The following is a 457-nucleotide window of genomic DNA, read 5'->3' as shown; positions in this document are numbered from 1 at the left end:
GTTTCTTCGTCGGTCGCGGTGAAGCGGCCAGCGACGGTGCCCGCTGTGGCGGAGTTCTCATCAATGGTTTCTGGGGAAACGCTGATGACCGGCACGTCGTTGTGCAGGGTGACGGTCGACTGGCCGGTGCCATTAGAGCTGGCGCCCTCTGGGTCAGTGACGGTCAGGTCAATCTTCGGCAGTTGATTGCCAGCGTTAACAAAGTCCGCGCCCTTCTGGGTCAGCACGACGTTGTTATCAACGATGGCGTAGTAGCCGTCTGCGTTGCTGTTGCCGGTGAAGGAAACAGTCAGGCCTTCGCGTGGCGTTTCTTCGTCGGTCGCGGTGAAGCGGCCAGCGACGGTGCCCGCAGTGGCGGAGTTCTCATCAATGGTTTCTGGGGAAACGCTGATGACCGGCACGTCGTTGTGCAGGGTGACAGTTGGTTGACCGGTGCCGTTGGAGTTCAGGCCTTCAG

The 457-nt window shown here is 60.4% G+C and carries 1 protein-coding gene; it reads right to left on the bottom strand.

From position 1 onward, the window contains the following. Positions 1–457, bottom strand: a 457-nt coding sequence (locus BB029_RS33370; protein WP_168166830.1) for a hypothetical protein, incomplete at both ends; no start/stop codon positions are given.

It is taken from the genome of Pseudomonas sp. S3E12 (genome assembly GCF_001702295.1).
In the GTDB taxonomy this organism is placed as follows: Bacteria; Pseudomonadota; Gammaproteobacteria; order Pseudomonadales; family Pseudomonadaceae; genus Aquipseudomonas; species Aquipseudomonas marginalis.
Note: the sequence above shows the minus strand (reverse complement) of the source record. Positions and strands in the feature narration are given on the sequence as shown.